At 63.5% G+C, this 26,440-nt stretch carries 28 protein-coding genes and 1 pseudogene; 15 read left to right on the forward strand and 14 right to left on the reverse strand.

Features of this window, described 5'->3' with window-relative positions:
• Window positions 1–33: 33 nt before the first annotated feature.
• On the reverse strand, window positions 34–540 hold the full coding sequence (gene def / locus MKK04_RS00115; RefSeq protein WP_051097836.1) for a peptide deformylase: 507 nt from the start codon (window positions 538–540) through the stop codon (window positions 34–36).
• Window positions 541–747: 207 nt separating this feature from the next.
• Between def and dprA the strand changes: the two genes are divergently transcribed.
• From dprA to MKK04_RS00130, 3 genes are all read left to right on the forward strand, one after another.
• A complete protein-coding gene (dprA, locus tag MKK04_RS00120) occupies window positions 748–1,845 on the forward strand; it encodes a DNA-processing protein DprA (protein ID WP_233694000.1) in 1,098 nt (365 codons plus the stop codon).
• Window positions 1,846–1,887: 42 nt separating this feature from the next.
• Window positions 1,888–2,445: an L-threonylcarbamoyladenylate synthase gene (locus tag MKK04_RS00125; RefSeq protein WP_023660948.1), complete on the forward strand. Its 558-nt coding sequence runs from the start codon at window positions 1,888–1,890 to the stop codon at window positions 2,443–2,445.
• Between the two features lie 444 nt (window positions 2,446–2,889).
• Window positions 2,890–3,195 (forward strand): DUF3077 domain-containing protein, encoded by a 306-nt coding sequence (locus MKK04_RS00130; protein WP_233687627.1) that lies wholly within the window; start codon window positions 2,890–2,892, stop codon window positions 3,193–3,195.
• A gap of 321 nt (window positions 3,196–3,516) precedes the next feature.
• Here the strand turns inward: MKK04_RS00130 and MKK04_RS00135 are convergent, their stop codons facing one another.
• The gene (locus MKK04_RS00135) at window positions 3,517–4,494 is read right to left on the reverse strand and encodes an NADPH:quinone reductase (RefSeq protein ID WP_233687628.1); all 978 of its coding nucleotides are present in this window, start codon (window positions 4,492–4,494) and stop codon (window positions 3,517–3,519) included.
• Between the two features lie 134 nt (window positions 4,495–4,628).
• On the opposite strand from MKK04_RS00135, the gene hemF reads away from it, so the two are divergent.
• Window positions 4,629–5,540, forward strand: a complete 912-nt coding sequence (hemF, locus tag MKK04_RS00140; RefSeq protein WP_014754944.1) for an oxygen-dependent coproporphyrinogen oxidase — start codon at window positions 4,629–4,631, stop codon at window positions 5,538–5,540.
• A gap of 25 nt (window positions 5,541–5,565) precedes the next feature.
• A complete protein-coding gene (gene aroE / locus MKK04_RS00145) occupies window positions 5,566–6,390 on the forward strand; it encodes a shikimate dehydrogenase (protein ID WP_207831440.1) in 825 nt (274 codons plus the stop codon).
• Between the two features lie 112 nt (window positions 6,391–6,502).
• Here aroE and MKK04_RS00150 read toward each other — a convergent pair.
• The 3 genes and pseudogenes from MKK04_RS00150 to betC form a co-directional block, all read right to left on the reverse strand.
• A pseudogene (locus MKK04_RS00150) lies at window positions 6,503–8,067 on the reverse strand (SulP family inorganic anion transporter).
• 129 nt (window positions 8,068–8,196) lie between these two features.
• Window positions 8,197–9,126 (reverse strand): choline ABC transporter substrate-binding protein, encoded by a 930-nt coding sequence (gene choX / locus MKK04_RS00155; protein WP_233693999.1) that lies wholly within the window; start codon window positions 9,124–9,126, stop codon window positions 8,197–8,199.
• A gap of 14 nt (window positions 9,127–9,140) precedes the next feature.
• Complete coding sequence (betC, locus tag MKK04_RS00160; protein WP_233688222.1) at window positions 9,141–10,658, reverse strand: choline-sulfatase; 1,518 nt, start codon at window positions 10,656–10,658, stop codon at window positions 9,141–9,143.
• Window positions 10,659–10,766: 108 nt separating this feature from the next.
• Between betC and MKK04_RS00165 the strand changes: the two genes are divergently transcribed.
• Window positions 10,767–11,666 carry a choline sulfate utilization transcriptional regulator gene (locus tag MKK04_RS00165; protein ID WP_207831449.1) on the forward strand — a complete coding sequence of 300 codons (900 nt, stop codon included), beginning with the start codon at window positions 10,767–10,769 and terminating at the stop codon, window positions 11,664–11,666.
• Between the two features lie 37 nt (window positions 11,667–11,703).
• Here MKK04_RS00165 and MKK04_RS00170 read toward each other — a convergent pair whose 3' ends face one another.
• Window positions 11,704–12,321: an NAD(P)-dependent oxidoreductase gene (locus MKK04_RS00170; RefSeq protein ID WP_241106131.1), complete on the reverse strand. Its 618-nt coding sequence runs from the start codon at window positions 12,319–12,321 to the stop codon at window positions 11,704–11,706.
• Window positions 12,322–12,373: 52 nt separating this feature from the next.
• On the opposite strand from MKK04_RS00170, the gene MKK04_RS00175 reads away from it, so the two are divergent.
• Window positions 12,374–12,706: a DOPA 4,5-dioxygenase family protein gene (locus MKK04_RS00175; protein WP_207831453.1), complete on the forward strand. Its 333-nt coding sequence runs from the start codon at window positions 12,374–12,376 to the stop codon at window positions 12,704–12,706.
• 120 nt (window positions 12,707–12,826) lie between these two features.
• On the opposite strand, the gene trpA is transcribed toward MKK04_RS00175, so the two are convergent.
• Window positions 12,827–13,636: a tryptophan synthase subunit alpha gene (trpA, locus tag MKK04_RS00180; RefSeq protein ID WP_233688225.1), complete on the reverse strand. Its 810-nt coding sequence runs from the start codon at window positions 13,634–13,636 to the stop codon at window positions 12,827–12,829.
• The gene (trpB, locus tag MKK04_RS00185; protein WP_015268451.1) at window positions 13,633–14,850 is read right to left on the reverse strand and encodes a tryptophan synthase subunit beta; all 1,218 of its coding nucleotides are present in this window, start codon (window positions 14,848–14,850) and stop codon (window positions 13,633–13,635) included. Before trpB ends, trpA begins: the two co-directional genes overlap by 4 nt.
• Window positions 14,851–14,960: 110 nt before the next feature.
• Between trpB and MKK04_RS00190 the strand changes: the two genes are divergently transcribed.
• Window positions 14,961–15,857 carry a LysR family transcriptional regulator gene (locus tag MKK04_RS00190; RefSeq protein WP_063912319.1) on the forward strand — a complete coding sequence of 299 codons (897 nt, stop codon included), beginning with the start codon at window positions 14,961–14,963 and terminating at the stop codon, window positions 15,855–15,857.
• 1 nt (window position 15,858) lies between these two features.
• Here MKK04_RS00190 and MKK04_RS00195 read toward each other — a convergent pair whose 3' ends face one another.
• Complete coding sequence (locus MKK04_RS00195) at window positions 15,859–16,182, reverse strand: DUF883 family protein (RefSeq protein WP_063912320.1); 324 nt, start codon at window positions 16,180–16,182, stop codon at window positions 15,859–15,861.
• 150 nt (window positions 16,183–16,332) lie between these two features.
• Between MKK04_RS00195 and MKK04_RS00200 the strand changes: the two genes are divergently transcribed.
• Entirely contained in the window at window positions 16,333–16,548 is a 216-nt protein-coding gene (locus MKK04_RS00200) for a dodecin (RefSeq protein WP_013970282.1), read from the forward strand.
• Window positions 16,549–16,649: 101 nt separating this feature from the next.
• The gene (locus MKK04_RS00205; RefSeq protein WP_003261041.1) at window positions 16,650–16,871 is read left to right on the forward strand and encodes a DUF1161 domain-containing protein; all 222 of its coding nucleotides are present in this window, start codon (window positions 16,650–16,652) and stop codon (window positions 16,869–16,871) included.
• 99 nt (window positions 16,872–16,970) lie between these two features.
• Here the strand turns inward: MKK04_RS00205 and MKK04_RS00210 are convergent, their stop codons facing one another.
• Window positions 16,971–17,975: an LLM class flavin-dependent oxidoreductase gene (locus tag MKK04_RS00210; protein WP_207831457.1), complete on the reverse strand. Its 1,005-nt coding sequence runs from the start codon at window positions 17,973–17,975 to the stop codon at window positions 16,971–16,973.
• A 194-nt stretch (window positions 17,976–18,169) separates the two neighbouring features.
• Here MKK04_RS00210 and MKK04_RS00215 point away from each other — a divergent pair, with 194 nt between their 5' ends.
• Window positions 18,170–18,403, forward strand: a complete 234-nt coding sequence (locus tag MKK04_RS00215; RefSeq protein WP_207831459.1) for a DUF1161 domain-containing protein — start codon at window positions 18,170–18,172, stop codon at window positions 18,401–18,403.
• 34 nt (window positions 18,404–18,437) lie between these two features.
• Here MKK04_RS00215 and MKK04_RS00220 read toward each other — a convergent pair whose 3' ends face one another.
• Both MKK04_RS00220 and MKK04_RS00225 read right to left on the reverse strand, forming a co-directional pair.
• A complete protein-coding gene (locus tag MKK04_RS00220; RefSeq protein WP_063912323.1) occupies window positions 18,438–18,851 on the reverse strand; it encodes a PA0061/PA0062 family lipoprotein in 414 nt (137 codons plus the stop codon).
• Between the two features lie 54 nt (window positions 18,852–18,905).
• Window positions 18,906–19,319: a PA0061/PA0062 family lipoprotein gene (locus MKK04_RS00225; protein WP_063912324.1), complete on the reverse strand. Its 414-nt coding sequence runs from the start codon at window positions 19,317–19,319 to the stop codon at window positions 18,906–18,908.
• A gap of 85 nt (window positions 19,320–19,404) precedes the next feature.
• Between MKK04_RS00225 and MKK04_RS00230 the strand changes: the two genes are divergently transcribed.
• Entirely contained in the window at window positions 19,405–20,478 is a 1,074-nt protein-coding gene (locus MKK04_RS00230) for an aminopeptidase (RefSeq protein ID WP_233693994.1), read from the forward strand.
• Between the two features lie 52 nt (window positions 20,479–20,530).
• On the opposite strand, the gene MKK04_RS00235 is transcribed toward MKK04_RS00230, so the two are convergent.
• Together MKK04_RS00235 and MKK04_RS00240 are read right to left on the reverse strand one after the other, a co-directional pair.
• Complete coding sequence (locus MKK04_RS00235) at window positions 20,531–21,181, reverse strand: HAD family hydrolase (RefSeq protein WP_063912326.1); 651 nt, start codon at window positions 21,179–21,181, stop codon at window positions 20,531–20,533.
• A 121-nt stretch (window positions 21,182–21,302) separates the two neighbouring features.
• Complete coding sequence (locus MKK04_RS00240; protein ID WP_233688227.1) at window positions 21,303–21,851, reverse strand: gamma carbonic anhydrase family protein; 549 nt, start codon at window positions 21,849–21,851, stop codon at window positions 21,303–21,305.
• A 66-nt stretch (window positions 21,852–21,917) separates the two neighbouring features.
• Here MKK04_RS00240 and prlC point away from each other — a divergent pair, with 66 nt between their 5' ends.
• The 3 genes from prlC (at window position 21,918) to MKK04_RS00255 (ending at window position 26,402) form a co-directional block, all read left to right on the forward strand.
• The gene (prlC, locus tag MKK04_RS00245) at window positions 21,918–24,005 is read left to right on the forward strand and encodes an oligopeptidase A (RefSeq protein ID WP_207831467.1); all 2,088 of its coding nucleotides are present in this window, start codon (window positions 21,918–21,920) and stop codon (window positions 24,003–24,005) included.
• Complete coding sequence (locus tag MKK04_RS00250; protein WP_233693992.1) at window positions 24,002–24,283, forward strand: YheV family putative zinc ribbon protein; 282 nt, start codon at window positions 24,002–24,004, stop codon at window positions 24,281–24,283. The genes prlC and MKK04_RS00250 overlap by 4 nt, the downstream gene beginning before the upstream one ends.
• 124 nt (window positions 24,284–24,407) lie before the next feature.
• Window positions 24,408–26,402, forward strand: a complete 1,995-nt coding sequence (locus MKK04_RS00255; protein WP_241106132.1) for a M3 family metallopeptidase — start codon at window positions 24,408–24,410, stop codon at window positions 26,400–26,402.
• Window positions 26,403–26,440: the final 38 nt, after the last annotated feature.

Genomic DNA, 26,440 nt, shown 5'->3' on the forward strand with positions numbered 1-26,440 from the left:
GCTTGCCGGAGCAAGCCTTCTGGAAGGTGGGGATCAGGCTTGCTGGCGGTGCTGCTTTTCCAGCTTCTTCTTGATCCGGTCGCGCTTGAGCTGCGACAGGTAGTCGACGAACAGCTTGCCGTTGAGGTGATCGAATTCGTGCTGCACGCACACCGCCAGCAGGCCTTCGCATTCCAGCTCGTACGGCTTGCCGTCGCGGTCCTGGGCCTTGACCCGCACACGCAGCGGGCGGTCGACGTTCTCGTAGAAGCCAGGTACCGACAGGCAGCCTTCCTGGTACTGGCCCATGTCGTGGGTCAGCTCTTCGACCGTGGGGTTGATGAAGACGCGCGGCTCGCTGCGGTCTTCACTGAGGTCCATGACCACGACCTGCTTGTGCACGTTGACCTGGGTGGCAGCCAGGCCGATGCCAGGGGCTTCGTACATGGTTTCAAACATGTCGTCGATCAGCTGACGCAGGGCGTCGTCGAACTCCGTCACCGGTTTGGCGATGGTGCGCAGGCGCGGGTCCGGGAATTCGAGAATGTTCAAGATGGCCATAAGGTCAGGCAGTCACTGTGCGTTCGGTTGAAAACTGAGCACACATAATAAAGGGAAACGGGGATTTCAGCACCTGGCAAAGCTCGGCTAGGGTTTCCAAGGGCTGCTTATAGCCCATTCGATGGACAGGTTGTCAAAGCGTTATCAACAAAGTTATCCACAGCTTGTGCCACGTCGATGGCCCTATTTCGATCAAGGATGATCCATATGCAGAGCTACCATTTGTCGCCTCTTCCGCCTGCCGAACTGGAGGCGCGATTACGCCTGCACCGGCTGCCGGAAACAGGATTGCGTCGCTTTAACACCTTGCTGGAAGCCTTTGGCAGTGCTTCGTCGGCACTGTGCGCACCGGCCGGCGCCTGGCGCGCATTGGGCATACCACAGGCCACCATCGATGCCCGCCGCAGTGCCGAAGTACGTGAAGGTGCACTGGCCGCAATGGCCTGGCTAGAGCGCCCGGGCCAGCATTTACTGATGTGGGACGACCCTGGCTACCCGCCACTATTGGCGGAAATCGACGATGCCCCACCGCTGCTTTTCATCGCTGGCGACCCGGCCTTGCTCGAGCGCCCACAGCTGGCAATTGTGGGCAGCAGACGTGCTTCACCCCCGGCGCTCGACACCGCTGCGGCATTTTCCCGTTACCTGGCGCAGGCCGGTTTCACCATTACCAGCGGCTTGGCCGTGGGCATCGACGGTGCCGCTCATCGGGCCGCACTGCAGGCGGGTGGCGGCACGATTGGCGTGCTCGGCACGGGGTTGCAAAAACTTTATCCACAGCGCCACAAGTCGCTTGCGCAAGCGATGATCGACAATGGCGGCGCGCTGGTTTCCGAGTACCCGCTGGATGCCGGGCCACTGCCCGGCAACTTCCCGCGGCGCAATCGCATCATCAGTGGCCTGTCGCTGGGCGTGCTGGTGGTCGAGGCCAGCCTGGCCAGTGGTTCGCTGATCACCGCACGCCTGGCCGCCGAGCAAGGCCGTGAGGTGTATGCCATACCGGGCTCCATTCACCACCCCGGGGCCAAGGGCTGCCACCAGTTGATTCGTGACGGTGCGCTGCTGGTGGAGAGCGTGGAACAGATCCTGGAAAGCCTGCAGGGCTGGCAGAACCTGCCGCCTGCGGTTGTGGACAAATTCGACCATCCCCTGCTTGCCCTGCTGCATGCCGCGCCGCAGACCAGCGAAAGCCTGGCCCACTGCAGCGAGCAGCCGTTGGCCGATGTGCTGGCACAGCTGACCGAGCTTGAACTGGAAGGCCGGGTCAGCAATGAAGCCGGGCGTTGGTTTGCCCGCGCGGGCTAAGTACACTGCTCACCAGCAAGGTATTTAGGCGGAGTAACAGAAATGGTGAGCAGTTTTCGTGTGCAACAAGCCGCACGTGAGATCCGGGCGGGTGCAGTGATTGCCTACCCGACGGAAGCGGTCTGGGGCCTGGGCTGCGACCCGTGGAACGAGGACGCGGTGTATCGCCTGCTGGCGCTGAAGTCCCGGCCTGTGGATAAAGGCCTGATCCTGGTCGCCGACAACATCCGCCAGTTCGACTTTTTGTTCGAGGATTTCCCCGAGGACTGGATTGATCGCATGGGCAGCACCTGGCCGGGGCCGAATACCTGGCTGGTGCCGCACCAGGACCTGTTGCCCGAGTGGGTGACCGGGGAGCATGACACCGTGGCGTTGCGGGTCAGCGACCATCCGGTGGTGCGTGAGCTGTGCGCGCTGGTGGGGCCGTTGATTTCCACTTCGTGCAACCCGGGCGGGCGCCCGGCGGCGAAGACCCGGTTGCGGGTGGAGCAGTACTTCCATGGGCAGCTGGATCTGGTGCTGGGCGGGGCGTTGGGTGGAAGGAAGAACCCGAGTGTGATTCGCAACCTGGCCACTGGCGAAGTCGTTCGGCCAGGCTGATACATATCCACTGGCCTGGTCGCGACCTCCTGTGGGAGCGGGCGAGCCCGCGAAGAATCCAACGCGGTGCCTGGCACGGGCTGCGCCCGTGTTCGCGGGCATGCCCGCTCCCACAGGTCAGGGCCAGGTCCCCGCAGATTTTTCTGATTTTGTCCCGAATGGCTGTCCGGTTTGAGGATTGAGAAATATCCTACGAGCCGCGTCCCCTGCCATCACCTTCTCAGTGGGAACCAGTGTCTCTAGGCTTCATCCATCGCTGAATACCTTGGCGATCGGGTGTGGTAACCCGGGATTAGGGTGATCTTGGCAGTCCATGGCGGCTGTGCGCGGGAGGCTTCGTGCCTGCTGGGTTTTGAGATCTCCCACCCGGTTTACCACCCCGCGTACAGCTGCCACCTATTCGCGTGGTAACGAATGGGCGCGGCCATGAAGCGAGATCTCAAGATGAAGAAGATAGTCCCCGATCCATCCCTACCCTGTACTTCTACCCGCCCGTTTGGTCGATGCGATGCCGGCCATGAACCGCTGTTCACCGTAAACCCGAACATTTCCGCCGAGGACGCTCTGGTCCACGTGGCCCTGTACCTGCGCAGCGCCTACGAGACCGGCTACAAAGCCCTGGATTACATGCGCGAAGAAGGCCGTGGCATGTTCTGGTCGAACCTGCATGCGATTGAAATGGCAGAGGGTGTGGTGGAGGCGATACTCGATGGCATCGAGTCGAATTCGCCGTCGCAGAAGAAGGTGTGAGGGCTGACAAGTGTCCGCCTTTAGGTTTTTTAGCGCCTGTGAGATCGAGCGCCGCCCGCGCGGCGCATCGCGAGCAAGCTCGCTCCTACATCTGTTTCAGGCCAGTAACGCCTGCGCCAGCGCGCGCGACCGCCTTGTTTGTTCCACACGATATTGAGGTGAACGCCAAGGGGCCGCGCGCGCCTACCTCAGGAATACCTGGCCCGAAACAAATGTAGGAGCGAGCTTGCTCGCGATGCGCCGCGCGGGCGGCGCTCGATATCCGCAACACCACAAAAACCAAGGCAAGCACCTGGTCGCCTCAATTCGGCCCTCTACCAATCAAGGCAACAAAACAGTCGACCCCACAGTCCTGCGTGCCGACAGCTCAGCCTGTGCCTTGGCCGCCTCACTCAGCGGATACCGCTGCTGGATATCCACTACCAGTTTCCCACTACCAATCATCGCAAACAGGTCATCGGCCATGGCCTGGGTATTCTCGGCATTGTTGGCATAGCTCGCCAGGGTCGGCCGGGTCACATACAGCGAACCCTTCTGCGCCAGAATTCCCAGGTTCACCCCGCTCACCGCGCCTGAGGCATTGCCAAAGCTCACCATCAACCCACGAGGCTGCAGGCAGTCCAGCGAGGTCAGCCAGGTATCGGCACCCACACCGTCATACACCACCGGGCATTTCTTGCCGTCGGTCAGCTCCAGCACCCGCTTGACCACGTCCTCATGGCTGTAGTCGATGGTCGCCCACGCCCCTAGCGCCATGGCCCGCTCGGCCTTCTCGGCAGAACTCACGGTCCCGATCAGCTTGGCGCCCAAGGCCTTGGCCCACTGGCACGCCAACGAACCCACGCCGCCAGCTGCTGCGTGGAACAGGATCACGTCACCCGCCTTCACCTCATAGGTCTGCTTCAGCAGGTACTGCACGGTCAAACCCTTGAGCATCACCGCCGCCGCCTGCTCGAAGCTGATGTTGTCGGGCAACTTGACCAGGTTGGCTTCCGGCAGCGTATGCACTTCGCTGTACGCGCCCAGCGGGCCGCCGGCATGGGCCACGCGGTCACCCACTTTCAACCGGGTCACGCCCTCGCCCACGGCCTCGACCACGCCAGCCGCTTCAGTGCCCAGCCCCGAAGGCAGGGACGGCGGCGCATATAGCCCGCTGCGGAAGTAGGTATCGATGAAGTTCAGGCCGATCGCATGGTTACGCACACGTACCTGCTGTGGCCCGGGTGGGGCTGGTTCGAATTCCACAAACTGCAGCACTTCCGGGCCGCCATGCTGGCTGAACTGGATACGCTTGGCCATCTCGCACTCCTGTCGTCGGGATCGGGAAAGGCCTTCTATCGGACGCCTTTGCATGATCGCCGTCAACTGCGGCGCGTGGGCTGGCGGTGGTATGCTACGCGGCGAATTCTTCCCTGCCCGTTCCTGGTGACCCGATGACTAGCCGCACCGAGGCCGTGAAAGCCTACCTGCTCGACCTGCAAGATCGCATCTGCTCTGCCCTCGAAACAGAAGACGGCGGCGCCCGCTTCGTCGAGGACGCCTGGGTGCGCGAAGCCGGTGGCGGGGGCCGCACGCGGGTGATCGGCGACGGCAAGGTGATCGAGAAAGGCGGGGTCAACTTCTCCCATGTGTTCGGCGCCGGCCTGCCGCCGTCGGCCAGTGCCCACCGCCCCGAGCTGGCGGGCCGTGGCTTCGAGGCCCTGGGCGTGTCGCTGGTGATCCATCCGCACAACCCGCATGTGCCCACCTCCCACGCCAACGTGCGTTTCTTCATCGCCGAAAAGGAAGGTGAAGAGGCTGTCTGGTGGTTCGGCGGCGGCTTCGACCTGACCCCGTACTACGGCAATGAAGAAGACTGCATCCACTGGCACCGCGTGGCCGAGCAGGCCTGCGCGCCGTTCGGCGCCGACGTGTACCCGCGCTACAAGGCCTGGTGCGACCGCTACTTCCACCTCAAGCACCGTGGCGAGCCACGCGGCATTGGTGGCCTGTTCTTCGATGACCTGAACGAGTGGGACTTCGACACCTGCTTCGCCTTCATCCGCGCCATCGGCGATGCCTACATCAACGCCTACCTGCCAATTGTCCAGCGCCGCAAGGACACGCCCTACACGCCGCAGCAGCGCGAGTTCCAGGAATACCGCCGTGGCCGCTATGTGGAGTTCAATCTGGTCTATGACCGTGGCACCCTGTTCGGCCTGCAGTCCGGTGGCCGCACCGAGTCCATCCTCATGTCGCTGCCGCCGCAGGTGCGCTGGGGCTACGACTGGAAGGCCGCGCCCGGCAGCGAAGAAGCGCGCCTGACCGAATACTTCCTGCAGGACCGCGACTGGCTCGGTCAGTAAGCCTGTGGATAACCTAGGAGCCGTCATGGACCAGTACGTCGTTTTTGGTAACCCCATCGGCCACAGCAAGTCGCCGCTGATCCATCGCCTGTTCGCCGAACAGACCGGGCAGGACCTGGAGTACGCCACGCTGCTGGCGCCACTGGACGAGTTCAGCGACTGCGCACGCGGCTTCTTCAAGCAAGGCCGCGGCGGCAACGTCACCGTGCCGTTCAAGGAAGAGGCCTATCGCCTGTGCGACAGCCTGACTCCGCGTGCCCGGCGCGCTGGCGCGGTGAACACACTCAGCAAGCTGGCCGACGGCACCCTGCAGGGCGACAATACCGATGGCGCTGGCCTGGTGCGCGACCTGACGGTGAATGCCGGGGTCGAGCTGGCGGGCAAACGCATTCTGATCCTGGGTGCTGGTGGTGCGGTGCGTGGCGTGCTGGAGCCGATCCTGTCGCACAAGCCGCAGTCGCTGGTGATTGCCAACCGTACCGTGGAAAAGGCCGAGCAGCTGGCGCGTGAGTTCGATGAACTGGGGCCGGTGGTGGCCAGCGGGTTTGCCTGGTTGCAAGAGCCGGTGGATGTGATCATCAATGCCACTTCGGCGAGCCTGGCCGGTGAGTTGCCGCCGATTGCCGACAGCCTGGTCGAGGCCGGGCGCACGGTTTGCTACGACATGATGTATGGCAAGGAGCCTACGCCGTTTTGCCAGTGGGCAGAGAAGCTGGGGGCGGCCAAGGTGCTGGATGGGCTGGGGATGCTGGCTGAGCAGGCGGCTGAGGCTTTCTTTATCTGGCGTGGGGTGCGGCCGGATACGGCGCCGGTTTTGGCAGAGTTGCGCCGGCAGCTGGCTCGGGGCTGAGATTTTGGGGCTGCTTTGCAGCCCATCGCGACACAAGGCCGCTCCCACATTGGATCTGTGGGAGCGGCCTTGTGTCGCGATGGGCTGCAAAGCAGCCCCAGGATCTCAGCTATCACTCCTCAAACCGGATCGGACACATCTCCACCCCTTCCAGCTTCTGCAATTCCTCGATCACCTGCGGCCTGGCCCGATGCAGGGTCAGACTCCCCCCGCCCGCCGCAACCGCCGCGCCTCGCGGTGCAACATATCCACACCCGAGTAATCGATGAAGTTCACCTGCCGCGCATCGATCACCACATGCGGCCCCTGGCAGCGCTGCAAGCGCACCTGCAGGTAATGCGCCGCACCAAAGAAGATCGAACCGCCCACCCGCAATACATCCGCATCACCTTCACGGCTCTGCTGTACCCGTGGCCGTGACGTTCGCTTCAGATAGAAGAACAGCGACGCCAGCACCCCGGCATAGATCGCCGTCTGCAATTCCAGCAACAAGGTCGCCGCCGCCGTCAGTGCCATTACCAGAAACTCCGAGCGGCTCACCCGGAACAGCGCGCGAATCCCCCGGTGGTCCACCAATCCCCAGCAGATCAACAGGATGCTGCCGGCCATGGCCGGAATTGGCAGGTGCGCGATCAGCCCGGCCCCGGCAACGGCGAACACCGCCACCCACAGCGCCGAGAATACCCCGGCCATGGGCGAGCGGGCGCCGGCGTCGTAGCTCAGCCCGGAGCGGGTGAAGGAGCCGGAAGACAGGTAACCGGAGAAAAACGCACCGACGATGTTCGACAGGCCCTGTGCGCGTATTTCCTGGTCTGCGTCGATCAACTGCTCCGAACGTGCCGACAACGAGCGGGCGATCGACAGGCTGGTGACCAGCCCGAGCATGCCCACCGCCACGGCGCTGGGCAGCAGGCGCAGGATCAGTTCCACATCCAGCAAGGGCAGCGGGTTGAAGGGTGGCAGCTGCCCGGTGAATGCCGGCACACGCGGCACATGGCCAAAGAACCCGGGCAGCAACCAGGCCAGCAGGCTTACCAAAATCAGACTTATCAACAGGCTGGGCCAGCGTGGGCGCCAGACTTTGAAGGCCACGCCGATCGCTACTGTGGCCAGGCCCAGAATCAAGGAAGGCAGGTCGACCTCGCCGGCATGGCTGGCCAGGTCCTGCACGGTCTTCAGCGCCGTGGCCTGGCTGGGCAGGTCCATGCCCAGCAGGTTGGGCAGCTGGCCCAGGGCAATGACGACAGCGGCGCCCAAGGTGAAGCCGAGCACCACGGAATGGGAGACGAAATTGACCAGTGCACCGAAGCGCAAAAGCCCCAGCAGCAACTGGAAGATGCCGCCGAGGAAGGTCAGCAGCAGCACCAGGGTGACGTAGTCGGCGCTACCGGCCACGGCCAGCGGGCTGATGCTGGCATAGAGGACGATGGAGATGGCAGCGGTCGGGCCGCAGATCAGGTGCCAGGACGAGCCCCACAGGCAGGCGATCAGCACTGGCACGATGGCGGCGTACAGGCCGTATTCGGCGGGCAGGCCGGCGATCAGGGCGTAGGCAATGGATTGCGGCAGGGCGAGGATTGCGCCGCTCAGGCCCACCAGCAGGTCCTGGCGCAGGCTACGGCCCGATTGGCGGGGCAGCCAGGTGAGGAAGGGCAGCAGGTGAGTGAGGCGATGCATGGGTTATCCACAATCCTGAAATTGCACTGTCCCCTGTGGGAGCGGGTTTACCCGCGAATGCTGCAGTGAATCTACCGACGCATTCGCGGGTGAACCCGCTCCCACAGGGATAGAGGTTTGCTTGTCAGGTTACAGTTTGGCTTTGACAGCCTCCAGGGCATTGCCATCTGCCTTGGTAGTCACCCCGGCCAGCCACCCTTCCAGCAACTCGGGATGTGCCTTCACCCAGGCCTTGGCCGCATCATCGAAGCTGATCTTCTTGTCCACAACCTCGGCCATGATGCTGTTTTCCATGTCCAGCGTGAACTTCAGGTTACCTAGCAGCCTGGCCGCATTCGGGCAGGCTTGTGGATAACCCTTGCGGGTCAGGGTATACACCTCGCCCTTGCTGCCAAACCACTGCTCCCCGCCGCTCAGGTAGTGCATCTTCAGCTTTACGTTCATCGGGTGCGGGGTCCAGCCGAGGAAGGTGATGAACTGCTGTTTCTTCACCGCACGGTCGACCTGCGCCAGCATCGCCTGCTCGCTGGACTCCACCAGCTTCCACTGGCCAAGGTTGAACTCATTCTTGTCGATGATTTCCTTCAACGACAGGTTGGCGGGTGCCCCGGAGCCAATCCCGTACAGCTTCTTGTCGAACTGATCGGCGTGTTTCTGCAGGTCGGCGAAGTCCTTCACCCCGGCATTCCACACATAGTCGGGCACTGCCAGGGTGAATTCGGTTCCTTCCAGGTTGCGCGCCAGTTGCTGCACATCGCCATTGGCGATGAACTTGTCATGAAAGCCCTGCTGCGCCGGCATCCAGTTGCCGAGGAAGGCATCGACCCGGCCATCCTTGAGGCCGCCGTAGATGATCGGCACGGCCAGGCTATCGATTTTTACCTGGTAACCCAGGCTTTCCAGAAGCAGGCGGGCCACGGCGTTGGTGGAAGCGATATCGCTCCAGCCGGGGTCGGCCATCTTCACGGTACTGCATTGCGCGTCGCTGTCGGCGGCGTGGGCCGTGGCGGTACCCAGGCTCAGGGCCAGGGCGAACACGGCGGCGGAGAACTTGTGCATGGCGGCCTCTCTTCTCAATCCAGGGGGGCGGGCTGTGGATAACGTGCCTTGCGCTCGAGGTCGTCGAGATCGATATGGTTGCGCATGTACTGTTGGCTGGCGTCCACCAGCGGTTGGTGGTCCCAGCTTTTCAGCTTGCCGATGGCCAGCGCCTCGGCCACCAGGCGGCGCCGCCGCTGGCTGGTCAGTACCTGCTGGCGCAAGCTGGGGATATCCCAGCGCTGCTGTGCTTCATCGACAAATGCCTGCAGCAGCGCCTGGTGCTCCGGGCTGTCGGTGAGGTTCTCCCGCTCGTGCGGGTCGCGGCTCAGGTCGTAGAGTAGGCACGGGTCGTCTTCGCTGTACACGAACTTGTAAGGCCCGCGGCGGATCATCATCAGCGGGCCGACGGTGCCTTCGGCCATGTACTCGCCGATCACTTCGTCATGGCCGCCCTGCCCTTGCAGGTGGCCGACCAGTGAGCGGCCATCCAGGTGCAGGTGGTTATCCACAGCGCCGCCAGCCAGCTCGACCAGGGTCGGCAGCAGGTCGCAGGTCGACACCGAGGCGCTGACCCGGGCTGGCACGAAGCGCTTCGGCGCGTGCACCAGCAGCGGCACCCGTGCCGACATCTCGAACCAGTGCATCTTGTACCAGAGGCCGCGCTCGCCAAGCATGTCACCGTGGTCACCGGAGAACACGATCAGGGTGTCTTCGGCCAGGTTGCATTCCTCCAGGGTCTGCAGCAGCAGGCCGATGTTGTCGTCGATGTAGCTGCAGGCGCCGAAGTAGGCACGGCGGGCGTCACGGACCTTGTCCACAGGCAGCGGCTTGTCCCACAGGTCGTAAACCTTCAGCAGACGCAGCGAGTGCGGGTCGAGTTCTGCCTGGCCGGGTTCGGCGCGGGGCATGGGGATATCCACACCCTCGTAGCGATCCCAATAGCGCCTGGGGATGGTGTACGGGTCGTGCGGGTGGGTCATCGACACGGTCAGGCAGAACGGCCGGCCATCGTTTTCGCGCACATGGTCGTACAGGTACTGGCGCGCCTTGAACACCACTTCCTCGTCGAAATCCAGCTGGTTGGTGCGTACGCACGGGCCGGCCTGCAGCACCGAGGACATGTTGTGGTACCAGCTAGGGCGCACGTCTGGCTCATCCCAGTTCACCGCCCAGCCGTAGTCGGCCGGGTAGATGTCGCTGGTCAGGCGTTCTTCGTAGCCATGCAGCTGGTCCGGGCCGCAGAAGTGCATCTTGCCCGACAGCGCGGTGCGGTAGCCCAGGCGGCGCAGGTAATGGGCGTAGGTCGGTACGTCGGCGGGGAAGTCGGCGGCGTTGTCGTAGGCGCCGATGCGGCTGGGCAGCTGGCCGCTGACCAGGGTGAAGCGCGACGGCGCGCACAACGGGCTGTTGCAGTAGGCCGAGTCGAACACCACCGCCTGTTCGGCAAGGCGGCTCAGGTACGGCATCTGGATCGGCGAAGGGGCGTAGATCGGCAGCAAGGGTGCTGCCATCTGGTCGGCCATGATGAACAGGATATTCGGGCGCGTCATGGTAGCTTCCATCGTTGAGGGTTATGCGAACCGCTTGCCTATCAAGATGCGACTGTGGATAACATGGGTAAAGCCCATGGCGGGCAATGACTGGGATTAGCCAAGCTTATGTTTGAGCACCTTGCCGAGCTGTCGCTGGATACCTTGCGCGTGTTCGAGGCCGCCGCACGCCTGCGTGGTTTTACCGCTGCGGCGTTGGAGCTGGGTACCACGCAGCCGGCGGTGAGCCAGCAGGTCAAACGGCTGGAGTCACAGCTGGGCACGCGCCTGTTCGACCGCATCTACCGGGGTATCGAACTGACCGAGGCTGGCCAGGTGCTGTTCGAACAGGTGCATCAGGGCTTGCAGGCCATGGAGGACGGCATTGCCCAGGTCAGTGGGCGTGGCCAGCGCGAAGTGCTGCAGGTGGCTACCGACTTCGCCTTTGCGGCGTTCTGGCTGATGCCACGGCTACAGCGTTTTCACGAGGCTTATCCACAAGTGGACGTGAGCCTGGTGACCGGTGAGCGCAGCCAGGGCATGTTGCGCCCGGACATCGACGTGGCGGTGCTGTTTGGCGACGGGCGCTTTCACCAGGGCGAGAGTCGCTGGCTGTTCGATGAGGAAGTTTTCCCGGTATGCAGCCCCCGGCTGATTCATGGCAAACCCTTGTCAGCCGTGGCTTTGCAACGATTGCCCTTGCTGCATTTGAAGGGCGAGCAGGCTAGCCGCTGGTTTGACTGGGCGGGGGTGTTCCGCGGGTTTGGCGTGGCCAGCCCGCCGCCGGCGGGGCAGTTGCGGTTCGATAATTATACGTTGCTGATCCAGGCGGCGATTGCCGGGCAAGGGGTGGCGATTGGCTGGGGGCACCTGGTGGATGGGTTGGTGGAGCAAGGGTTGTTGTGCCGGCCGTTGGAGGGAAGTTTGCGTTCGGCGCGCGGGTATTACGCGGTGTTGCCGCCACGCAAGCGGCGTGGGGCGTTGATCCAGCGGTTTGTGGATTGGCTGGAGCGCGAGCGCAGCCTGTGACATCCCCGGGGCCGCTTTGCGGCCCATCGCCGGCAATCTAGACCACGAAGTTCAGATGCTCGCCCCGGTGCAAATCCAGCTCCAGCATATCCACCATCCCCGCCACGACCCTGGCCAGGCGCCGCAACGGCTCAGCCAACCCCGGCTCCAGCGTACCTTCGGTGCTGCGAAAATGCTCCATCCCCAACCCAGGGACCTCGTGTGGTGCATTGATCAGGGTCCAGCGCAACGCACTGCGCTGTAACCCGTCGACCACCTGATCCACACATTCCCGCTCTACCTCGCTGTATTTGCCTGGCTCATCCAGCACATCGAAATCGCCCACCAGCAACAGCCGGCGTATAGTCGTACGCTTCAGCCCTGCCACCAGCGCTTCGCTCATGCGGGCTTGCCCGGGCAGATCGCCCGGCGCCAGCGTCGATAACAGGGCAATGACCGCCGAACCGCCTGCCGCGCCCTGCTCCGCCTGGTCGGCATCGCCCAGCCCGCCTATCTTGAAGTGCAGGCCGGGGCGCGGCGCATGGCGGTTCAGGTCGTCTACCACGGCGGTGACTTCGTGCTGGCGTGACAGCAGCTCTACCATCAGGGCATTACCCAGGCTGCTTTCAGGCCCGAACAGGACCAGTTTGAACACTGGGGTTTCGGCGTTTTTCACGGCATCATTCCCCTTGCTGGTGGTGATGATTGGACCACAATCAGGAGTTATCGTGCAGAGAATCAAGGGTTACCACGCCCACGTCTACTATGACGCAGCGACCATGGAGCAGGCCCGCGAACTGTGCGAGGAGGCCTCGCGGTTATTCCCCGTGACCATGGGGCGCATGCACCAGCAACCGGTCGGGCCGCACCCGGACTGGAGCTGCCAACTGGCGTTCGGGCCGGAGGTGGTGGGGGTGGTGTTGCCTTGGTTGGCGTTGTATCGGAAGGGGTTGGTGGTGTTCATGCACCCGCTGACCGGGGATGAACTGGCAGACCACCGGGACCATGCGATCTGGATGGGGGCTGTGCGGCCTTTGGACCTGTCGATTTTTGGGGGATAGGCCGCTATAGCCTGTGCCGGCCTCTTCGCGGGCACGCCCGCTCCCACAGGGACCACACAGATGCTGAAAACTGTGGAGGACCTGTGGGAGCGGGCGTGCCCGCGAAGATGGCGACGCGGTTCAACGGCGGGCGCCGCGCACCCCTTCAGCCAGTGCCGAGCACAGGCTCAATACATCGTTCACGGCCTGATCGGCATCTTTGGCCTGGGCAATCTTGTCCACCAGCGCCGAGCCCACCACCACGCCGTCCGACAGGCGGGCAATGGCCGCAGCCTGTTCCGGCGTACGGATGCCAAAGCCAACACTGATAGGCAGGTCGGTGTGCCGACGCAGGCGGGCAATGGCTTCGGTCACGTGCTCGGTGGTCGCCGAGCCAGCACCGGTCACACCGGCCACCGACACGTAGTAGACGAACCCGGAGCTGCGCTCCAGCACGCGCGGCAGGCGCGCGTCGTCGGTGGTCGGGGTGGTCAGGCGGATGAAGTCGATACCCGCGGCCTGGGCCGGGGTCGCCAGCTCGGCATCATGCTCGGGCGGCAGGTCGACGATGATCAGGCCATCGACGCCGGCTTGCTTGGCTTCGGCCACGAACTTTTCCACGCCAAAGCGGTGGATCGGGTTGTAGTAGCCCATCAGTACGATCGGTGTGGTCTGGTTATCCACACGGAATTCGCGAACCATCTGCAGGGTCTTGGCCAGCGTCTGGCCAGCCTCCAGGGCGCGCAGGGTGGCCAGCTGGATGGCCACGCCGTCGGCCATCGGGTCGGTGAACGGCATGCCCAGTTCGATCACGTCGGCACCGGCTGCCGGCAGGCCCTTGAGGATCTGCAGCGAGGCGTCATAGCCCGGGTCGCCCGCGGTGACGAAGGTGACCAGTGCCGAGCGGCCTTCGGCCTTCAGCTCGGCGAAGCGTTGTTCAAGACGGCTCATGCCTGTTTCTCCTGGGCGGCCATGTGGTTCATGACGGTTTGCATGTCTTTGTCGCCGCGGCCCGACAGGCACACGACCATCAGGTGGTCCTTGGGCAGCTTCGGTGCGCGCTTGATTGCCTCGGCCAGGGCGTGGGAGCTTTCCAGGGCCGGGATGATGCCTTCCAGGCGGCAGGTGGCGTGGAACGCATCCAGCGCTTCGTCGTCGGTGATGCTGACGTACTCGACACGCTTCACTTCGTGCAGGTAGGCGTGCTCCGGGCCGATGCCCGGGTAGTCCAGGCCGGCGGAAATCGAGTGGGCGTCGGTGATCTGGCCGTCTTCGTCCTGCAGCAGGTAGGTGCGGTTGCCGTGCAGCACGCCCGGCACGCCGCCGTTCAGGCTGGCGGCGTGCTTGTCGGTGTGCACGCCGTGGCCACCGGCTTCGACGCCGATGATCTGCACGCTTGGCTCTTCGAGGAACTCATGGAACAGGCCCATGGCGTTGGAGCCACCACCGACGCAGGCAACCAGGCTGTCTGGCAGGCGGCCTTCCTTCTCCTGCAGCTGGGCGCGGGTTTCCTTGCCGATGATCGACTGGAAGTCGCGGACCATGGCCGGGTACGGGTGCGGGCCGGCCACGGTGCCGATCAGGTAGAAGGTGTCTTCGACGTTGGTGACCCAGTCGCGCAGGGCTTCGTTCATGGCGTCCTTCAGGGTGCCGGTGCCGGCGGTGACCGGGACGATCTCGGCGCCCAGGAGCTTCATGCGGAACACGTTGGCCTGCTGGCGCTCGATGTCGGTGGCGCCCATGTAGATCACGCAAGGCAGGCCGAAGCGCGCGGCAACGGTGGCAGTGGCCACACCGTGCATGCCGGCGCCGGTTTCGGCGATCAGGCGCTTCTTGCCCATGCGCTTGGCCAGCAGCACCTGGCCGATGCAGTTGTTCACCTTGTGCGCGCCGGTGTGGTTGAGCTCTTCACGCTTGAAGAAGATCTTCGCGCCACCGCAGTGCTCGGTCAGGCGCTCGGCGAAGTACAGTGGGTTGGGGCGGCCGATGTAGTCGCGCTGGAAGTAGGCCAGCTCTTCGAGGAACTTGGGGTCCGCCTTGGCCGCTTCGTATTCGCGGGCCAGGTCCAGCACCAGTGGCATCAGGGTTTCGGCCACGTAGCGGCCGCCGAACGAGCCGAACAGGCCGTTGGCGTCGGGGCCGGGGCGGTATTGGGACTGGGTCATGGGGCGCTCCAGGGCGTAATGAATGAGTGATGGGCTTTACTCTAACCACGGCAAGCCCGGCTGAAAACCGATAAGATTGCGCAAACTTGTCAGAAAAACTCACAGGTAAAATGGCCCACGACCTCCCTCCCCTCAACGCCCTGCGGGCTTTTGAGGCCACCGCACGGCTCAATAGCGTCAGCCAGGCGGCCGAAGCGCTGCACGTCACCCATGGCGCCGTCAGCCGGCAGATCAAGGTGCTCGAGGAACACTTGGGCGTAGCGCTGTTCGTCAAGGACGGGCGCGGCATCAAACTCACAGATGCCGGTGTGCGTCTGCGCGATGCCAGTGGCGAAGCCTTCGACCGGCTGCGCAGCGTGTGTGCCGAGCTCAGCCACGATGTCAGCGAGGCGCCGTTCGTGCTGGGCTGCTCGGGCAGCCTGCTGGCGCGCTGGTTCATCCCGCGGTTGGGGCGGCTGCAGGCGGACTTGCCAGAGCTGCGCCTGCACCTGTCGGCGGGCGAAGGCGACCTCGACCCGCGGCGGCCGGGGCTGGATGCGCTGCTGGTATATGCCGAGCCACCGTGGCCGGCGGACATGCAGGTGCATGTGCTGGCCGAGGAACGCATCGGGCCGGTGCTCAGCCCGCATTTCGCCGGTTTCGAGCGCTTGCAGGGTGCGCCGGCCAAGGCCTTGCTGGGCGAGGCCTTGCTACACACCACCTCGCGCCCGCAGGCCTGGCCGACCTGGGCGCTGGAGCAGGGGCTGGAGCCGGCGGCCCTCCACTATGGTCAGGCTTTCGAGCACCTGTATTACCTGCTGGAAGCGGCCGTGGCCGGGCTGGGTGTGGCGATTGCACCGCAGCCGCTGGTCGCCGATGACCTGCGGGCGGGCCGTTTGAGTGCGCCGTGGGGCTTTTCACCAACCCCTGCAGCGCTGGCATTGTGGGTGCCCCGGCGCGCCGCGGACGGGCGCGCCGAGCAGCTGGCGCAGTGGTTACGGGCGGAGCTGGCGCGGCAGGGCGCCTAGTCTAGTTGCGCTTGCACAGCAGGTAGGCTGCCAGCAGGCCCAGTGCACCAATAGCAACGCCCGCCGTGGTGTAGGGGTGTTCCTGAGCGTAATCGCGTGTGGCGATGCCAGTCTGGCGGGTACGGTGTTTCACTTCTTCGTAGGCATCGCTCAGCAGGCTACGGGAATGGCGGAGGGCGCTTTCGGCGTTGCTGCGGATGGCCTTCACCGACTTCTGGGATTCCTCGGAAGCATCATGCTTGAGGTTCTCCAGGGTCTTCAGAAGGCTCTCGATTTCGGCTTCCATGCTTTCCAGGGACGTTTTACGCAGCGAATTGCGGTGCATGTTGACTCTCCTTCGCGTTGTGGGCTGTAGAAGTTGCGACTGCCTGGCGAAGCGAAAGTGCGATCGAACTTTCACCAGCGGTGACAGCTCGCAGGTAAACCCGGCCTGCGCTGCTAGGCTGAATCTCACCGTTATCCAAGGAGAGCGCTCATGACCGATCATCACACTTACAAGAAGATCGAACTGGTGGGGTCGTCGACCACCAGCATCGAAGAGGCGATCAACAATGCCCTGGCCGAAGCCGGCAAGAGCATCAAGCACCTGGAGTGGTTCGAGGTGATAGATACCCGCGGTCATATCCGTGACAACAAGGCGGCGCACTTCCAGGTCACGCTGAAGGTCGGCTTCCGTATTGCCAACAGCTGAAACACCGTCGGGCTGGATGAGCCCGGCATGATGGGGTATTCAGGAAGGGGGCGCCTTGGCGGGCGCCCTTTCTGATTTCATCTGCACAAGGAAAGCGAGTGATGAACAAACTGATTCTGGCGCTGGGCCTTATGACCCTGGCGGGTGGTGCACTGGCAGCGGGCAAGCCGTGCGAGGAGCTCAAGGCGGAGATTGCGGCGAAGCTGGATGCCAAGGGGGTCACCGGCTACAAGCTGGAGATCGTCGACAAGGGCGACCCGGCTGGCAAGGTGATTGGTAGTTGCGAGGCTGGTACCAAGGAAATTGTGTACCGTCGCGGTTAACGGGTTGGATTCTTCGCGGGTAAACCCGCTCCCACAGGTACGGTGCCGGTCTCAGGCCCTGTGATACCCCTGTGGGAGCGGGTTTACCCGCGAAGAAGGTCACTCAGTCTTGAGAGCCTGCGCCATCAGTTCATAGGACCGGATCCGGTCCGCATGCTCATACAGATCACAGGTAAAGATCAGCTCATCGGCGCCGGTCTGCTCCAGCAGCACTTCCACCTTGGCCCGCACCTTCTGCGGGCTGCCGATCATCGCCAGGCCGAGGAAGCTGCCCACCGCATCCCGCTCATGGGGTAGCCACAGCCCATCCATGCTTTCCACCGGCGGCTTCTGCATCAGGCTCTGCCCGCGAATCAGCGCGAGGATGCGCTGGTACACCGAAGTGGCCAGGTACTCGGCCTTTTCATCGGTTTGCGCCACCACCATGGGGATGCCCAGCATTACATACGGCTTGTCCAGCGTGGTCGAGGGCTTGAAGTGGTTGCGGTATACGCGGATCGCCTCGTGCATGTAGCGCGGCGCAAAGTGCGAGGCGAACGCGTAAGGCATGCCGCGCATGCCGGCCAGCTGGGCGCTGAACAGGCTGGAGCCGAGCAGCCACATCGGCACCTCGGTGTCGTGCCCTGGCACTGCGATCACTTTTTGGTCATCAGTACGCGGGCCGAGGTAGCGTGACAGTTCCTCGACATCGTCCGGGAAGTCATCCGGGCCGCCGGCGCGGTCGCGGCGCAGGGCGTAGGCGGTCATCTGGTCGGAACCCGGCGCGCGGCCCAGGCCCAGGTCGATGCGCCCCGGGTACAGGCTGGCCAGGGTGCCGAACTGCTCGGCGATCACCAGCGGCGCATGGTTGGGCAGCATGACCCCGCCAGAGCCCACGCGAATGCTCGAGGTACCACCGGCCAGGTAGCCGATCAGCACCGCAGTCGCCGAACTGGCGATGCCGTCCATGTTGTGGTGCTCGGCCACCCAGAAGCGGTTGTAGCCAAAGCGCTCGACGTGCTGCGCCAGGTCCAGCGAGTTGCGCAGCGACTGCGCCGGGCCGGCGTCGGCGCGTACCGGTACCAGGTCGAGGGTGGAAATCTTCAGGTCACGCAGCTGCGTCATGGAGCCTCCGCAAAGGTGTTTGGCCACAGGCCTTTTCAACTCTGTATGGGCACATTCGATGGATTCAATGCTTGCCTTGCGATTATGAGCTTGCCGTTGGCGGCTGGGCTCTTATTGGGGAAACGGTGCAATGAGAGCGGTTTGCTGTAGTCTAAACAGCGTCGGCAGCACGCTGCCCTTTCAGGAGCCGTTTCATGATTCGCGTAGCATTCGCCGTGTTGGCTTCCCTGGTCGCCACATCTGCGCTGGCGGCGGTCAAGCCGTGCGAGGAGCTCAAAGCCGAGATCGAGGCCAAGATCCAGGCCCAAGGGGTTTCGTCCTATACCCTGGAAATCGTGCCCAACAGCGAGGTCAAGGACCAGAACATGGTCGTCGGGACCTGCGATGGTGGAACCAAGAAGATCATTTATCAGAAGAATGATCAGTAAGTTCTAGAGCCCGGGGCTGCAAGGCAGCCCCAGGTCACGGAATGCAGAACACCTCGCTAGGCTCGTTCACCACTACCTTGCGGCTGCCGTCATACAGCAGCACCTGCGGCTCCATCACCGGCGCCCGAGCCTCCAGGCGGTAGCGTTCACCGGCCCGGAAGTTGTCAAAGCGTACGGTCAGGTAGCAGGTACGGTCCCTGGGTTGGGTCATGGGGCCGCCCCCGTAGATCTCATAATCGAAGCGCACTACCAGTTCGTGCTTGCCCGGTGTCACCTGGAAGTAACGGCCATCCTCCAGGCGCTGGCCATCGAGGCGGTCGGCCATGATCGTCCTGCCGGGAGTCATGGTGTACAGGTCGACCCAGGCCTGTTTGGGGTCGACGGGGGGCAAGGGGCTAGCGCAGGCCCCCAGTGCACTGAGGGCGATCAGCATCATGGGCTGGCGCATGGCAAGTCTCCACTTGCGGTTTACACGCTACAAGCATAGCGCCGTTTGTACGGTTCAGGTGCGCTGGCAGCCTGCAGGCAAGCCCTGGCCAACCAGTTTCTGCTGATGGTCGTAGAGTTTGATCCAGGGGCGGAAACCGATGCTGCCAGCCTGCATCTGGTAGCGCTGGCCGGCACTGAAATCCTTGAAGGTCAGCTTGACCTGGCAATCACGCCACAACGGCTCCTTGACCGGGCCGATATTGCTGGGGGTAACCGGAAACTGGTAGCGCACCGTCAGCTCGTGGCTGCCGGGCTGTACTTCGAAATAGCGGCTGTCGGCCCAGTCGCGTTCATCTACCTGCACGGCGTGCAGCGAGGTGTTGTCGTAGGGCGTGAGGTCGATCCAGGCCTGGTTCGGGTCTGGGTCTGGCAAGGTCGAACAGGCGGATATCAGCAGCAGTGAGCCGATGACCAATAGTGCACGCATGGCGAAACGCCCCCTTGGCGAGATAGTCTTGGAGTGAATCGGCCTTGAGCGAGTCAGACAGTCCCGGATGCTTCGACTTATTCTTATGCAGCGCTCAGGTCCTGGGCCACTCGACCTTCTTTTCACCCGTTTGGTTCCGCTGCTGGCGGTGCTCCTGCTGAACGGTTGCAGCAGCGCCGCCTACTATGGGCAGTTGGCCGAGGGCCAGTGGCAGTTGCTGCGCGCACGACAGCCGGTGGAGCAGGTAGTGGCCGACCCGGCCACCTCCGCGCAACTGCGCGCGCGCCTGGAACATGCCAGTCAGGCACGGGTATTTGCCAGCCAGCAGCTGAAGCTGCCGGACAACCGCAGCTACCGGGTATATGCCGACATTGGCCGGCCCTACGTGGTGTGGAATGTGTTCGCCACCCCCGAGCTGTCGTTGCAGCCGGTGACTCACTGTTTCCCGATCGCGGGGTGTGTGGCCTATCGCGGCTATTACCAGCAAGGCGCGGCGCGTGGGGCGGCGGCGTTGATGCGCCAGGAAGGCATGGATGCATACGTGGGCGGCGTGGAGGCCTATTCGACCCTGGGCTGGTTCGACGACCCGATCCTGTCGTCGATGGTGGGCTGGAGCGAAGAGCGCCTGGCCACGCTGATCTTCCATGAGCTCGCCCACCAGCGCTTCTATGTGCAGGACGATACCGAGTTCAACGAGTCGTTTGCCTCCTTCGTCGAGCAGGAAGGCACGCGGCAATGGCGCGTGGCGCGTGGGCTTGCTGCGGTTGGGGGGAAGCAGGGGCAGCAGCGTGAGCAGTTCATCCGCTTGGTGCTGGCCAGCCGCGAGCGGCTGCAGGCGATATATGCCGGGCCTCTGGATGATGTGCAGAAGCGGGCGGCCAAGCAGGCGGAGTTTGAGCGCTTGCGGCGTGAATACCGGCAGCTGCGGGATGGCCAGTGGGGTGGCGACAAGCGTTATGACGCCTGGATGTATGGGCCGATGAGCAATGCCAAGTTGTTGCCGTTCGGGCTGTATGACCAGTGGGTGCCGGCGTTTGCGGCGGTGTTCCGCGAAGTGGGTGGGGATTGGGCGCGGTTTTATCAGAGGGTGGAGCAGTTGGGGCGGTTGCCGATTGAAGAGCGGAAGGCGGCGTTGCGGCGGTTGATGGTTAGCCGGTGAGATTCTGGGGCCGCGTTGCGGCCCATCGCCGGCAAGGCAGCCCCAATGGCCATCAAGCCTTGAGAAATGCTTGATGCATCTCGGCCAAGGTAGCAAAGTGGAATGCCGGTTCTTCCGCCATCAACTCCTCCTGGCTACCAAACCCATACCCCACCGCCACTGCCTGCAACCCATTGCTGCGCGCACCGATCAGGTCATGCTTGCGGTCGCCGATCATCAGGGTCTGCGCCGGGTCCAGCCCTTCTTCATCAAGCAGATGGCGAATCAGCTCGACCTTGTTGGTGCGCGTGCCGTCCAGCTCACTGCCGTAGATCACCTTGAAGTGGTGGTCAAAGGCGAAGTGCCGGGCGATTTCACGGGCGAACTCCCACGGCTTGGAGGTGGCGATGTACAGCGTGCGGCCCTGGCCGTTTAGGGCCTCGAGCAGCTCCGGTACACCGTCGAACACCAGGTTTTCGTACAGGCCGGTGACGCTGAAGCGTTCCCTATAGAAGTTCACCGCATCCCAGGCCTTGGCTTCGTCGAAGCTGTAGAACTGCATGAAGGCCTGCAGCAGGGGTGGGCCGATGAAGTGCTCGAGGCGGGTGAGGTCCGGCTCGTCGATGCCCAGTTTGGCCAGTGCGTACTGGATCGAGCGGGTGATGCCCAGGCGAGGGTCGGTCAGGGTGCCGTCGAGGTCGAACAGGATGTTTTGCTGGTGCATTTACTGAGTTCCACTTGAGTGCTGCGTGGTCTTCTTCGCGGGTAAACCTGCTCCCACAGGGATATCACAGGGCCTGAGGCCGGCGCCGTACCTGTGGGAGCGGGTTTACCCGCGAATGCGGTCATTCAGGTTGGTCGTAGCCTTCGGCCAGGTGCTGGTCCTTGAGCTTCACGTAGTTGCTGGCGCTGTAGGCGAAGAATGCGTGTTCCTGGTCGTTCAGCAGCCGGGCCTGTTTCACCGGGCTGCCCATGTACAGGTAGCCACTGACCAGACGTTTGCCTGGCGGCACCAGGCTACCGGCGCCAATGATCACTTCGTCCTCGACGATGGCGCCGTCCATGATGGTGCTGCCCATGCCGACCAGGATGCGGTTGCCCAGGGTGCAGCCATGCAGCATGACCTTGTGGCCGATGGTCACTTCGTCGCCGATGATCAGCGGGAAACCGTCCGGGTTGAAGGGACCTGCGTGGGTGATGTGCAGCACGCTGCCGTCCTGCACGCTGGTGCGAGCGCCGATGCGGATGCGGTGCATGTCGCCGCGTACCACGGTCAACGGCCAGACCGAGCTGTCTTCACCGATTTCCACGTCGCCCAGCACTACCGCCGACCGGTCGACGAAGGCCCTGGGCCCAACTTTCGGAGTGTGTTGCTGGAAGCTTCGGATGGCCATGATAGCGTCTCTCATCTGTGCCGATAGGCAGGCTGCCTGCTGCGGTCGGCGTCGATTGTAATTAAGATGGGGCAGTGTTTCTTCTGCCAAGGTATCCAAACCGTGAGTGCGAACAACCCGCTTCTGCAGTCCTACGATCTGCCGCCCTTCTCGCAAATCCGTGCCGAACACGTGTTGCCGGCGATCGAAGCGATCCTGGCCGACAACCGTAAAGCCATTGCCGAGATCCTCGAAAAGCAGGGCAAGAACCCGACCTGGGCCGGTCTGGTGCTGGCCATGGACGAACTGAACGACCGCCTGGGCGCCGCCTGGAGCCCGGTCAGCCACCTCAATGCGGTGTGCAACAGCGCGGAACTGCGCGAAGCCTACGAGTCGTGCCTGCCGGCGCTGAGCGCCTACTCTACCGAACTGGGCCAGAACCGTGCGCTGTTCGAAGCCTACCAGGCGCTGATCGATAGCCCGGAGGCCGCCGGCTTCGACGTGGCGCAAAAGACTATCCTCGAGCATGCCCTGCGTGACTTCCGCCTGTCGGGTATCGACCTGCCTGCTGATAAACAGCAGCGCTACGCCGAAGTGCAGAGCAAGCTCAGCGAGCTGGGCAGCCGTTTCTCCAACCAGCTGCTCGACGCCACCCAGGCCTGGACCAAGCACGTTACCGACGAAGCCGCGCTGGCCGGCCTGACCGATTCGGCCAAGGCGCAGATGGCCGCCGCCGCCCAGGCCAAGGGCCTCGACGGCTGGCTGATCACCCTGGAATTCCCCAGCTACTACGCGGTAATGACCTACGCCAGCGACCGTGCCCTGCGCGAAGAGTTGTACGCCGCCTACTGCACCCGTGCTTCGGACCAGGGCCCGAATGCTGGCCAGTTCGACAACGGCCCGGTGATGCAGGAAATCCTCGGCCTGCGCCAGGAGCTGGCCGAACTGCTGGGCTACAAGAACTACGCCGAGCTGAGCCTGGCCACCAAGATGGCCGAGTCCAGCGACCAGGTGCTGAGCTTCCTGCGTGACCTGGCCAAGCGTTCCAAGCCGTTCGCCGCCCAGGATCTGGAGCAGCTCAAGGCCTACGCCGCTGAGCAGGGCTGCCCTGAGCTGGCCAGCTGGGACGCCGGCTACTTCGGCGAGAAGCTGCGCGAGCAGCGTTACAGTGTTTCGCAGGAAGCCCTGCGCGCCTACTTCCCGATCGACAAGGTATTGGGCGGCCTGTTCAGCATCGTGCAGCGCCTGTACGGCATCGAAATCGCCGAACTCAAGGGCTTCGACAGTTGGCACCCGGACGTTCGCCTGTTCGAGATCAAGGAAAACGGCCAGCACGTCGGCCGCTTCTTCTTCGATCTCTATGCCCGCGCCAACAAGCGTGGCGGCGCCTGGATGGATGGTGCGCGTGACCGTCGCCGCACCGCCGCTGGCCAGCTGCAGAGCCCGGTGGCCAACCTGGTGTGCAACTTCACCCCGGCCGCCCCCGGCAAGCCGGCGCTGTTGACCCACGATGAAGTCACCACCTTGTTCCATGAGTTCGGCCATGGCCTGCACCACATGCTGACCCGCATCGAGCATGCCGGCGTATCCGGCATCAACGGCGTGGCCTGGGACGCGGTCGAACTGCCGAGCCAGTTCATGGAAAACTGGTGCTGGGAGCCGGAAGGCCTGGCACTGATCTCCGCCCACTACGAAACCGGTGCACCCCTGCCCCAGGACCTGCTGGACAAGATGCTGGCGGCGAAGAACTTCCAGTCGGGCATGATGATGGTGCGTCAGCTGGAGTTCTCGCTGTTCGACTTCGAGCTGCATGCCACCCATGGTGACGGCCGCAGCGTGCTGCAGGTGCTCGAAGGCGTACGCGACGAGGTGTCGGTCATGCGCCCACCGGCGTACAACCGCTTCCCCAACAGCTTTGCGCACATCTTCGCGGGTGGTTACGCGGCGGGCTACTACAGCTACAAATGGGCCGAGGTGCTGTCGGCTGACGCCTTCTCGCGCTTCGAGGAAGAAGGCGTGCTGAACGCCGAGACCGGTCGCGCCTTCCGCGAGGCGATACTGGCACGCGGTGGCTCTCGCGAGCCGATGGAGCTGTTCGTCGACTTCCGTGGCCGTGAGCCTTCCATCGATGCCTTGCTGCGCCACAGTGGCCTGAGCGAGGACGCTGCAGCATGAGCGAGGTAGCCGTGAACAAGACCAAGAAACGCTTCATTGCCGGGGCGGTATGCCCGGCGTGCAGCGAGACCGACAAGTTGATGATGTGGAACGAAGACGGCGTACCACACCGCGAGTGCGTGGCCTGCGGCTTTACCGACACCCTCAACGAGCAGGGCTTGTCGGTGCCGAAGGAACTCGGCACCCGGGTCAACCATCTGCAACCGAAAGCCGCGCCGGCCAAGGTACAGACGGTGCAGTTCTTCCCCAACCCGAAGCTGAAGAAACCGGCTGAATAAAGCCTTCGTGCCGCCCGGGCGCCATGCCCGGGCCGGTATGCCCAGGTGGTAGATAGTCAGGCCACCTGCTGTACGCTGGCCATGCAAGCTCGCCTGCTCTTTTCTACGAGCAAGGTGTTGCGCCATGGACAACCCACTTCTGCAAAATAGCCATATCCCCGTCGATTATCCGGCGATCACCATCGAAAACATGCAAGTCGCCTTTGAACACGTGCTGTTGGCGCACGAGCAAGGCATCGAACGCATCCTCCTCGATCAGCAGGCCATGCCAACCTGGGATGACATGGTGCTGGCGGTTGACGGGCTGGATAGCCAGCTGCTGGCGGTGTTGTATGCTGCCTCGCCATTGGTTGACCGGGATGAAGCCTGGGCCGCGGCCATTATCGACTTCTTTGCCAAGACCACGGAGCGGTTCGACCAGAAATTCACCAACGCCGCACTGCAGGCTCTGTATGAGCGCTTGGCCAACAGCGACATCGGCAAGCAGCTGGATGCCCAGAAACGCGCCACGTTGCGCTGGCATCTGGACAAGTTCAGCGCCAGTGGTGCATCGCTCGCCCCTGCAGGCAAGGTACGCCTGGCCGAACTCCTGAAACAGATTAGCGCTGCGCGGGAGGCGTTTCGCAGCAACATCAACCGGCCAGGGCTGAGCGTCACGGATGAATCCGAACTGAGCGGTATACCTCAACGCATCCGTGATGAGCTGGCTACAAGGGCACAGGAGGCGGGAGAGCCAGGCTGGTTGATTGCGTGCGAAAGCGTGACCACCGATGCCGTGCTCAAACATGCTGACAACCGGCAGCTGCGTGAGCGCGTGTACCGGGCTTACAACACCCGAGGCGTCGGCCTTGGCCTGCAGCAGGACAATCGCTCGCTCCTGGAGCAACTGGCGAGGCTGCTGGAAGAAAAGGCTCACCTGCTCGGCTTTGCCAGCCATCTGGAGCAGAGCCTGCATGTGAAGAGCGCGGGTTCGGTTACCCATGTGCGCGGCTTTCTTCATGACCTGGCCGAGCATGTGCGGCCGGCCATGCTGCAGTGGCGCGCAGACATGCAGCGCCAGGCCGCAGCCAAGGGGTTGGGGAATATTCAACCCTGGGACATTGCCTACCTGCAGGCTTCGTCGCGCACGGTGCTGTCCACCGAAGCCTTGCGCGAATACTTCCCGCTGAATGCTGTGGTCAGCGCATTGCAGCAACTGGCGGAAAAGCTGTTTGACGTGACGCTGCAGGCCAGGCCGCTGGCAACCTGGGATGACAGCGTGCAACCGTTCGAGGTGTGGCAGGACAACGCCTTGATCGGCTTCTTCTACCTGGACGCCGTACAGCATGCCGGCAAGCAGCCTGACTCGGTGTTCACCACCTACATTCGCAACCGCCGGGTCGATGCCGAGGGGATCTACCAGGCGGCCTCGGTGGTGGTCTACAGCGACGTGCCAGCAGCGCTGCCGGGTAGCCAGCCGTTGCTGGGCCATCTGTCACTGCGCAAGCTGTTCCACGAGTTTGGCCATGCCTTGCACCACTTGCTGGTGCGCACGACCAACCACGTGATGTCCAACGTCACCGAACTCGGGACCGATGGCGTGGAGCTGTTCGGCAAGCTGTTCGAGCGCTGGGTCTGGGACGCTGATTACCTGGTGGCGATCTCGTCGCACCAGCACGATGGCAGCCAGCTTGACCGGGCGCGGGTCGATGAGTGCCTGCGCCGCATGCGGCAGCAAGGCGTGGAGGAAACCGCGCGCGATCTGAGCCTGGCGCTGTTCGACCTGGACCTGCATGGTACGCCGAACGATGGCCGTTCCCTCGAACAGCGCCTGAGCGATGCCCGTGAGCATTCTGGCTACTGGCCCCTTGCCGATTTCGAGCACCCGGCGCACGCCTTCGACCATCTGGTGAACGGCTATGATGCCGGCTATTACGCCTATCTGTGGTCGGATGTGCACGCCTTTGACCTGTTCACCCGCTTCGAGGCCCAAGGCCTGCTGGATCGGGCCACAGGCCGGGCGCTGCAGGAGACATTGCTTGCCCCGGGGGCATCGCGCCCGTTGCGGGAAGGCATCGAGCTGTTCCTTGGCCGGCAGCCGAGCCAGCTGCCCTACCTGCGTTGGCATGGCCTGAAGTGAGGGGACGCTGACCGGAGGTGCTGGAAAGATTATGGCGC

This window comes from Pseudomonas sp. LS.1a, from assembly GCF_022533585.1.
Lineage (GTDB): Bacteria > Pseudomonadota > Gammaproteobacteria > Pseudomonadales > Pseudomonadaceae > Aquipseudomonas.